General features: G+C 68.8%; 9 protein-coding genes. 6 read left to right on the top strand and 3 right to left on the bottom strand.

Annotated elements, in window-relative coordinates; genetic code table 11:
* Positions 1-139: 139 nt before the first annotated feature.
* Complete coding sequence (locus QAA18_RS07015; protein ID WP_279412155.1) at positions 140-355, bottom strand: DUF2892 domain-containing protein; 216 nt, start codon at positions 353-355, stop codon at positions 140-142.
* 8 nt (positions 356-363) lie between these two features.
* Positions 364-1,659, bottom strand: a complete 1,296-nt coding sequence (locus QAA18_RS07010; protein ID WP_279412154.1) for an FAD/NAD(P)-binding oxidoreductase — start codon at positions 1,657-1,659, stop codon at positions 364-366.
* Positions 1,660-1,837: 178 nt separating this feature from the next.
* Here QAA18_RS07010 and QAA18_RS07005 point away from each other — a divergent pair, with 178 nt between their 5' ends.
* Genes QAA18_RS07005 through QAA18_RS06995 form a run of 3 tightly spaced genes read left to right on the top strand, consistent with a single transcriptional unit; the run spans position 1,838 to position 3,705 of the window.
* Entirely contained in the window at positions 1,838-2,125 is a 288-nt protein-coding gene (locus tag QAA18_RS07005; RefSeq protein WP_279412156.1) for a metalloregulator ArsR/SmtB family transcription factor, read from the top strand.
* The gene (locus QAA18_RS07000; RefSeq protein ID WP_279412153.1) at positions 2,122-2,940 is read left to right on the top strand and encodes an MBL fold metallo-hydrolase; all 819 of its coding nucleotides are present in this window, start codon (positions 2,122-2,124) and stop codon (positions 2,938-2,940) included. The genes QAA18_RS07005 and QAA18_RS07000 overlap by 4 nt, the downstream gene beginning before the upstream one ends.
* 15 nt (positions 2,941-2,955) lie before the next feature.
* A complete protein-coding gene (locus QAA18_RS06995) occupies positions 2,956-3,705 on the top strand; it encodes a sulfite exporter TauE/SafE family protein (RefSeq protein ID WP_279412151.1) in 750 nt (249 codons plus the stop codon).
* Between the two features lie 24 nt (positions 3,706-3,729).
* Here QAA18_RS06995 and tkt read toward each other — a convergent pair whose 3' ends face one another.
* The gene (tkt, locus tag QAA18_RS06990) at positions 3,730-5,718 is read right to left on the bottom strand and encodes a transketolase (RefSeq protein ID WP_279412149.1); all 1,989 of its coding nucleotides are present in this window, start codon (positions 5,716-5,718) and stop codon (positions 3,730-3,732) included.
* A gap of 142 nt (positions 5,719-5,860) precedes the next feature.
* Between tkt and QAA18_RS06985 the strand changes: the two genes are divergently transcribed.
* The 3 genes from QAA18_RS06985 to QAA18_RS06975 all read left to right on the top strand — a co-directional run.
* The gene (locus QAA18_RS06985; RefSeq protein WP_279412148.1) at positions 5,861-6,661 is read left to right on the top strand and encodes a prepilin-type N-terminal cleavage/methylation domain-containing protein; all 801 of its coding nucleotides are present in this window, start codon (positions 5,861-5,863) and stop codon (positions 6,659-6,661) included.
* A 13-nt stretch (positions 6,662-6,674) separates the two neighbouring features.
* Positions 6,675-7,229, top strand: a complete 555-nt coding sequence (locus QAA18_RS06980) for a hypothetical protein (RefSeq protein WP_279412147.1) — start codon at positions 6,675-6,677, stop codon at positions 7,227-7,229.
* Positions 7,226-7,987, top strand: a 762-nt coding sequence (locus tag QAA18_RS06975; protein ID WP_279412146.1) for a hypothetical protein, incomplete at its 3' end; no start/stop codon positions are given. The genes QAA18_RS06980 and QAA18_RS06975, both read left to right, overlap by 4 nt.

Genomic DNA, 7,987 nt, shown 5'->3' with positions numbered 1-7,987 from the left:
CGCGGCGCCTTCATCGGCGCCCGCGACCAGCGTGTCCAGTTCAGACAGCGGCGGCAGCGTGGCATCGGGCGACTGGCCGCCACAGGCAGCGATCGTCGTGGCCAGCGCGGCCGCCAGGAGCAAGCGCATGTGCTTCATGTCAGCGGCGGCAACTCGCGCCGTCGGCGCCCTGGCCGATCCCCATCCGCTTCATCACCATTCCCGCCGGGCAGAATCCGGTGAAGGCGGACTGGAGCAGGTTCAGGCCGACGAACGCGGTCAGCAGCCACCACCACGGGGAGACAAGCTGGGTCAGGGCCACGCTGACGAGGGTCATCACGCCGGCGAAAGCCATGATCGCGCGATCGAGGGACATGGGAGTTTTCATTGTCTGTCTCCATGGGGTTGGTCGGGCTTGAGCCGCTCGATGCCGAGCAGGCCGAGGACGTACTTCTCGTACACCGGCTCGGACGTGCCGTGGCGCATCTTGTAGAGGAAGTACTTCTCGAACGCGATCTTGGCCACGTGCACCCACTTGCCGATCTTCGTCCAGGTCACGTTGCGCGGCGGGATCTGCGGCAGCGCGACGAAGGCCGCGCCGGTGTCGCCCATGTCCGCCAGGCAGACCGCGTTCCAGGTTCCTTCGAAGTCCGCCGGCTCGCCGGCGAGATCGGCCTGGATGTTGCGCACGATGGTGGTGACCATCGACTCGATCATGAAGCCGGTCTTGGGCGCGCCGGTCGCCACCGGCGTCGCTTCCACGGGCGGGATCGCCACGCACACGCCCGCGGCGAAGATGCGCGGATGGTTCGGGCTGCGCTGGTGCCTGTCGACGATGACGAAGCCGCGCGGATTGCACAGCCCTTCGACGGCCGCCACTGCATCGACGCCCCGGAAGGCGGGCAGCAGCATTGCGTACTTGAACGGCAAGGCGTGTTCGCGCAGCGGCTGGCCCTGTGCGTCGTGCTCGACTGCCGACAATTCACCAGCCCCGACCGCGGCGACCTTGGCGTTGACGATCCAGTGGATGTGGCGCTGACGCAGTTCCGACTCCATCAGCCCCCTGGAGTCGCCCACCCCGCCCAGGCCCATGTGGCCGATGTAGGGCTCGCTGCTGACGTAGGTCATCGGCACGCGGTCGCGCAGCTTGCGCTTGCGCAGGTCGGCATCGAGGATCATCGCGAACTCGTAGGCCGGGCCGAAGCAGCTCGCGCCCTGGACCGCGCCGACCACCACGGGTCCGGGATCCTTCAGGAACTCCTGATAACCCTTCCACGCTTCCAGCGCATGCGGCAGCGTGCAGATCGAATGCGTGTGGCCGTCCGGACCTAGCCCCTGGACCTCGTCGAAGGCGAGTTTGGGACCGGTGCAGACCACGAGGTAGTCGTAGTCGAGCGTGGCGCCGCAGCCGGTATGCACCTGGCGCGCGCCGGCATCGATGCGGACGGCCCCGCTGCCGTCGAAGGCGATGCCGCGTCGGGCCAGGCATTCGCCAGCGTCCAGGCTGGTTGCGGCCGGCTCGCGCCAGCCGACGGCCACCCATGGGTTGGACGGAGTGAATGCGAAGCGCGCACCCTCGCCCACCACCGTGATGCCGTGTCCGCTCCCGAGTGTTTCACGCAATTCGAAGGCGGCGGACATGCCGCCGAGTCCTGCGCCCATCACCACGATACTGGCCATGCCGTCGCCTCCCGGTTGGACTTACATTAGCGTTTACTAATATTAGTGTCAACTGATATGATCGTGCCGCCACAGACACCGGCCCCATTCGGCACCCGGCCCGGTCGGCCTGTCTTGATCCGCATCAGGAAAAACCGTGAACGCCAAGCGCCGCACGCCAACCATCGATCCGGAAGCCATGCGCCAGCACGCCGGCGACGCCGCACGGCTGCTCAAGGCGCTGGGGAACGAAAAACGGTTGCAACTGCTCTGCCTGCTGGTCGACGGCGAGCACAGCGTCGGCGAACTCAACAGCCGCGTGGACCTCAGCCAGTCGGCACTGTCGCAACACCTGGCGCTGCTGCGCCAGGACGGGCTGGTGACCAGCCGCCGGGAGGCGCAGGCCGTCTATTACGGTCTGGCCAAGGGACCGGCCCGGCGCATCATTGCTACCCTCCACGACATCTACTGCGGCGACCAGCAATGACGCCAGGCCTGCATATCGAGCCCCATCATCACAACGAGACCGGCACCTGGAGCTACCTGGTGCACCTCGAAGGCGATGCGGTGGTCATCGATCCGGTGCTCGACTACGATCCGGCGACCGATCGCGTCGGCACCGGGAGCGCCGACGCCCTGCTTGCCCGCATCGCCGCCGCGCAATTGCGCCTGCTGCGCATCCTGGAAACGCATGCCCATGCCGACCACCTGTCGGCCGGCGCATACCTGCGCGCCCAGACCGGCGCGCCCATCGCCATCGGCGAAGGCATCCGCACGGTGCAGGCGCATTTCGCGCCGCTGTATGGACGGTCGCCCGACGACCCGGAACTGACCAACGCATTCGACGAACTCCTGCGCGATGCCCAGGTCCTGCAGGCGGGCGCGCTGCGCATCGAGGCGATGGCCCTGCCCGGCCATACCTCCGACAGCCTGGGCTATCGCATCGGCGACAACGTGTTCGTCGGCGACACCGTCTTCGCGCCCGATATCGGCACGGCCCGCTGCGACTTCCCGGGCGGTGGCGCACGCCGCCTGCATGCTTCCATCGAGCGCCTGCATGCGCTTCCGGACGAGACCCTGCTGTGGCTGTGCCACGACTACCCGCCCGAAGGACGCGCCCTGCGCGCGAGCGTCAGCGTCGGCGAAAGCGCGCGCGACAACCGCATGCTGCCGCGAGGTACTCCTGTAGAGGCGTTCGTCGCCGCCCGCCAGGCTCGCGATGCCGGCCTGCCGGCACCGAAGCTGCTGCAGCCGGCGCTGGATGCGAACATCCGTGGCGGGCGGCTGCCTTCTCCGGCCTGACGCAGACGCACTCGCATGGACGCGATATCGCTTGCCCTCGCGGGACTGTTCTTCCTCGTCGCGGTCCTCTACGCCTCGGTCGGGCATGCGGGCGCGAGCGGCTACATCGCCGCCATGGCGCTGATGGGATTCGCGCCCGAGCAGGTCCGCCCTACGGCGCTGGCGCTCAACCTGCTGGTCGGTGGCATCGGCCTGCTGCGCTGGTGGCGGGGCGGCCACGTGCGCTGGCGCAACGTGCTGCCCTTCGTGCTCGCATCGGCGCCGGCCGCGTTCTTCGCCGCGCAGATCGATCTGCCACGCGAGCGCTTCTCGCTGCTGCTCGGCCTGGTGTTGCTGGTCGCGGCGATCGGCGTGTTCCGGCATGCGGACAGCGCCGAGCAGGAAGACCGCGAAACAGCGGGGCGACGCGTTCCCTGGTTGCCGGGGCTGGTCGCGGGCGCCGCGATCGGCACCTTGTCGGGCCTGACCGGCACCGGCGGCGCGATCTTCCTTACGCCTTTGCTGCTGTTCGCACGCTGGATGCCGACGCGCGAAGCCAGCGGCACCTCGGTCGCCTTTGTCTGGATCAATTCGCTGACCGGACTCGCCGGCCTGTTGCACGCAACCGGTTCGCTTCCGCCGATGCTGCCGCTATGGCTTGGCGTCGTCGCGGTCGGCGCCCTGCTCGGCAGCCAGCTCGGCCTTCACTGGCTACCGGTGCGCGGATTGCGCCGGGTGCTCGGCGTCGTTCTGCTGGTGGCCGCGGGCAAGCTGCTGTTCGCCTGAGATCCCGGAGCGGGTAATGGCCCGTTACACCGCGCGGGCCGCCCGCACGACGTGCTCGACGGTGAACCCGAACTCGGGGAACAGGGCATCGGCCGGGGCACTGGCGCCGAAGCTGTCCATGCCGATCACCGCGCCGTCGAGGCCGACGTACTTGCGCCAGAAGTCGGCGGTGCCGGCTTCGATCGCCACGCGCTTGCGGCACGCCGCCGGCAGCACGGACTCGCGGTACGCCGCGTCCTGGCGCTCGAACACGTCGGTCGACGGCATCGACACCACGCGCACCTTGTCGCCGAGCTGCTCGGCAGCCTGCATCGCCAGGCCGACCTCCGAGCCGGTGGCGATGAGGATGATCTCCGGTGCGCCGTTCGAATCCCTGAGCACGTAGCCGCCACGTTCGATCGCGGCGACCTGCGCATCGGTGCGAGGCTGGTGGGCCAGGTTCTGGCGCGAGAACACCAGGCAGCTGGGGCCGTCGCGGCGTTCGATGGCAGCCTTCCAGGCAACCGCCGATTCGACCGCGTCGCAGGGACGCCAGACGTCGTTGTGCGGGATGTAGCGCAGCGACGCCATGTGCTCCACCGGCTGGTGCGTGGGACCGTCCTCGCCCAGGCCGATCGAGTCGTGGGTGTAGACGTGGATCGCGTGCGCGCCCATCAGCGCGCTCATGCGCACCGCGTTGCGGGCGTAGTCGCTGAACACCAGGAAGGTGGCGTCGTACGGCACGAAGCCGCCGTGCAGGGCCAGGCCGTTGGAAATGGCGGTCATGCCGAACTCGCGCACGCCGTAGTAGACATAGTTGGCGTCGGCCGCGTCACTGGCCACAGTCTTGCTGCCCTTCCACAGGGTCAGGTTCGAATGGGCCAGGTCGGCCGAACCGCCCACCAGCTCCGGCAGCAGCGGCGCGAACGCCTCGATCGCCATCTGCGACGCCTTGCGCGATGCGACGGTCGGGCCGTCGGCCTGGAGTTTGGCGATGAACGCATCCGCCTCGGCGATGAAGCCTTCCGGCAGTTGGCCGCGCGAGCGCCGCACGAGCTCCTCGGCGATGTCGGGATGGCGCGCCTTGTAGGCATCGAACAGCTCGTTCCACTGGTGCTCGCGCACGGTGCCGGCATTGCCGGCGCGCCAGCCGTCGCGGATCTCCTGCGGGATCTCGAACGGCGGGTACGGCCAGCCCAGCGCCTCGCGGGTCGCTGCGACCTCGTCCTTGCCAAGCGGCGCGCCGTGCGCGGATTCCTTGCCGGCCTTGTGCGGCGAACCGAAGCCGATGGTGGTGCGGCAGCACAGCAGGGTCGGCCTGTCCTGGCACTGCAGCGCCTGCTCGATCGCCGCCTTGATCGACTCGGCGTCGTGGCCGTCGACATCGCGGATCACGTTCCAGCCGTAGGCCTCGAAGCGCGCCGGGGTGTCGTCGGTGAACCATCCCTGGGTGTCGCCGTCGATGGAGATGTGGTTGTCGTCCCAGAACGCGACCAGTTTGTGCAGGCCCCAGGTGCCGGCCAGCGAGGCGGCCTCGTGGGAGATGCCTTCCATCATGCAGCCGTCGCCCATGAACACCCAGGTGCGGTGGTCCACCACCTCGAATTCCGGACGGTTGAAGCGCTGCGCCAGCAGCTTCTCGGCCAGCGCGAACCCGACTGCGTTGGCGAAACCCTGCCCCAGCGGGCCCGTGGTGGTCTCCACGCCCGGGGTCATGAAATTCTCCGGGTGGCCCGGGGTCTTGCTGTGCAGCTGGCGGAAGTGCTTCAGGTCGTCGATCGACAGGTCGTAGCCCGACAGGTGCAGCAGCGCGTACTGCAGCATCGAGCCGTGGCCGTTGGAGAGGATGAACCTGTCCCGGTTGAACCACTTCGGATTGTTGGGGTTGTGCTGCAGGTAGTCGTTCCAGAGCACCTCGGCGATGTCCGCCATGCCCATCGGCATGCCCGGATGCCCGGATTTGGCCGCCTCGACGGCGTCGACGGCGAGGAAACGGATGGCATTGGCCAGGTCGCGGCGGCTGGGCTGGGTCATGGATCGCTGCACTTGGACGGGAAACCGCCATTGTCCCACCCCGCGGCCCGGCTGTCGCGCCGCCGCCGCCGATCCTCTTACGAAGCTCTTACCCGCGCCGGCTAGGGTGCCCGGGCGAACCAATCGCATACGGGGAAAACTCATGCACGCACGTAACGGCAAGGGCGGCCGCTGGGCCGGCCAATCGGGCTTCACGCTGGTCGAGATGGCGGTGGTGCTGGTCATCATCGGCGTGATCCTCGGCGCGGTGATGATCGGACGGGATGTCCAGCGCAACGCTGAATACACCCGGATCAAGCAGAAATTCGTCGACCAGTGGGTGGTCGCCTACAACACCTACGGCCAGCGCCTGGGCGCCCCGGTCGGCGACAGCCAGGTCGCGCCGCAGTTGATGGTCAACGGCGCCAACTTCGGTTCGATCTCCGGCGGCGACATGACCAGCGCGACCGAGCCCAAGGCGATCTGCGGCAATCCCGCGCCGGCCGCCACCACGGGCTTCACCCGCGGCGCCGAGACCGACGCCAAGTTCATCCTGCGCGACCTCATGCTCAAGGCGGGCATTTCGCTGCCGCCGGGGCGCGGCGAAGGCCTGGAAGACCGTTACGTCTACCTGGACACCAACGGCAACCCGCAGGAAATCCAGGTCTGCTTCCAGTGGAACAAGCCGGGCACGACCTCCGGTTCGGGCAACGTCATGGTCCTCACCGGCCTGACCCCCGACCTGGCGCGCGCGCTCGACCAGGCCATCGACGGCGCCCCGGACGCGCGCAACGGCGCCTTCCGGCAGATGGGCGTCGCCGCCGGTACCGCCAACGAGGGCGTGCCGTGGCTGGGCAACAACACCAACTCGTTCGGCCAGACCGGCACCGACGACGCCGACGCGGCGGCGACCGACGCCGACCAGGTGGTCACCCTGGTGGCGCACTACAAGATGAACCAGTAACCGGGGGCCGGCCATGAGTCTGTCCGCCAGGATGTCCGGCATTGCCCGGCTGTGGCAGTCGCGGAAAGCATCGCTGATGCTGTTCGCCGGGACCCTGGGCGCACTGCTGGTCGCTGCGATCTGGTTCACCAGCGCGCGCAGCGACCTGGCCCAGGCCTATGCCAAGGTCGGCTCGAAGCACCAGGCCCTGGCGGCGACCCAGCAACGCAAGCAGGAGGCCAGGCTACGCGTGCAGATGGCCACCGGTGCCGCGGAGCTGGTGCGGCGCGCGGAGACCGGCGGCTATACCGAGGACGGCTGGGGCGAACGGCTGATCAACATCAGCCAGTCGCCGTTGCGCCGCAACGACGTCAACGACCTGCTCGACGGCGTCAGCCGCGACCAGTCGCGGATCTTCGGCGCCAGCGACTTCGAACTCTCGGTCACCCGCATCGACGAGGGGCTGTTCGACCCGCCGGGTCCGCGCAGCCCGCCGCTGATGCTGACCCTGCGCGGAACGCTGCTGTTCCGAATCCGGCAGGCGGCATTGCCGCTGCTGCCGCCGCCGACGACGCCGGAGGCACCGTGAGCAACATCTCCCTGCTCCACCTGGACGGCCAATGGCTGGCCTTCGAAGGCGAATACGTGCGCCGGCTCGACTCGCGCCCGCGGCTCGAGCAGTCCGCGATCGTGGTCACCGACTTCGACTCCGCCGTCAGCCAGGTCATTTCGCTGGAGGGCAGTCCTTCGCACGCGCCGGCGCTGATCGAGAAGCGGTTGCGCTCCGAGGGCCTGGTGGACAGCGAGTGCAAGATCCTGATCCACCAGAGCAGGACGGTGGGCAACGGTTACCAGGCGCTGTTCACCGCGGTGCCGCTGGACCGCTGGCAGCAACTGTTCGCCTGGGGCGAGAGCCACCGCGACCACTGCCTGCTGATGCCGCTGACCGGCCTGCTGTGGCGCATGCTGCGTCCGGGCCGCGGCCTGGTGCTGCACAGCGGTCGCCAGTTCATCTTCCTGGCGAACCTGCGCAATCGCATCGTCCACGCCACCGCCCTGGCCTTCAGCGAGTCCGACGACGACCTGGCGATGACGGTCGCCTCGATGGCGACGCGCGCCGCCCGCGAACTCGAGGCATCCGACGAAATCCTGGAAGCGCTGACGGTCGAGTGGTACGGCAGCCTGACCCGCGCACCCCGCCAGTCCGGCGTCTCCGCGGCCGGAGTTGCCGCACCCGCAACCACGCGCGGCTTCGATGAGGAGCCCACCCAGCGCACGCCGCTCGCCGGCGACGCAGGCAACCTGACGTACGACGGCCAGTTCGACGCCGGCATCGACGATGCCGCC

It is taken from the genome of Luteimonas sp. 8-5, from assembly GCF_029763755.1.
In the GTDB taxonomy this organism is placed as follows: domain Bacteria; phylum Pseudomonadota; class Gammaproteobacteria; order Xanthomonadales; family Xanthomonadaceae; genus Cognatiluteimonas.
Note: the sequence above shows the minus strand (reverse complement) of the source record. Positions and strands in the feature narration are given on the sequence as shown.

Excerpts from the sequence above, each read along its gene's own strand:
- tkt (WP_279412149.1), bottom strand. The coding sequence starts at position 5,718 with ATGACCCAGCCCAGCCGCCGCGACCTGGCCAATGCCATCCGTTTCCTC.
- QAA18_RS06985 (WP_279412148.1), top strand. The coding sequence starts at position 5,861 with ATGCACGCACGTAACGGCAAGGGCGGCCGCTGGGCCGGCCAATCGGGC.
- QAA18_RS06980 (WP_279412147.1), top strand. The coding sequence starts at position 6,675 with ATGAGTCTGTCCGCCAGGATGTCCGGCATTGCCCGGCTGTGGCAGTCG.
- QAA18_RS07000 (WP_279412153.1), top strand. The coding sequence starts at position 2,122 with ATGACGCCAGGCCTGCATATCGAGCCCCATCATCACAACGAGACCGGC.
- QAA18_RS07005 (WP_279412156.1), top strand. The coding sequence starts at position 1,838 with ATGCGCCAGCACGCCGGCGACGCCGCACGGCTGCTCAAGGCGCTGGGG.
- QAA18_RS06995 (WP_279412151.1), top strand. The coding sequence starts at position 2,956 with ATGGACGCGATATCGCTTGCCCTCGCGGGACTGTTCTTCCTCGTCGCG.
- QAA18_RS07010 (WP_279412154.1), bottom strand. The coding sequence starts at position 1,659 with ATGGCCAGTATCGTGGTGATGGGCGCAGGACTCGGCGGCATGTCCGCC.
- QAA18_RS07015 (WP_279412155.1), bottom strand. The coding sequence starts at position 355 with ATGTCCCTCGATCGCGCGATCATGGCTTTCGCCGGCGTGATGACCCTC.